The 528-nt window shown below is 63.3% G+C and carries 1 protein-coding gene; it reads right to left on the reverse strand.

From position 1 onward, the window contains the following. On the reverse strand, positions 1 to 452 hold a 452-nt coding region (locus LL648_RS43620; RefSeq protein WP_232668867.1), incomplete at its 3' end, for a DDE-type integrase/transposase/recombinase. Between the last annotated feature and the right edge of the window lie 76 nt (positions 453 to 528).

Below are 528 nucleotides of genomic sequence, written 5' to 3' on the forward strand. Positions count from 1 at the left end.
CTTCCGCTCCCCAACCAGGCTCTCGACCCACAACACACCTCCGGCTCGAGGTGTTGCGACGACCGGTTGAATCCGCCTTGTGAGCCGTGGTCGGAGTGCGTGATCGTGCATGTGTTGTCGGGTTGCTTATCCGGGCGTCGACGAATGATGGCCATGCCGAGTGCGTCGATGACAAGTTCCTTGCGCATGTTGTCATCGATCGACCAACCCACGATGAGACGTGAATAGACGTCCATGACCGCGGCGCAATACAGTTTCCCTTCCTCGGTGGGATGCTCGGTGATGTCGGCGACCCACAGCCGGTTCGGCGCTTCTGCGGTGAAGTTCCGCTCGACCAGGTCCGGGAAGGTGTCCGCGTGCGGGTCGCTGATGGTGCAGCCGCCGCGTCGGCGCCGGTAGAGGCCCTGCAGGCCGGCCTCGCGCATGATACGGGCGACCCGCTTGCGGTTCACTAGCCCCGGTCATTCATGAGGGCAGCGAGTCGATCTTGTGTTTGGTGCTGTGGCTGTGGCCGGCGCCGGTTCTGAT

This window comes from Pseudonocardia sp. TRM90224 (genome assembly GCF_021245725.1).
Taxonomy (GTDB): Bacteria; Actinomycetota; Actinomycetes; order Mycobacteriales; family Pseudonocardiaceae; genus Pseudonocardia.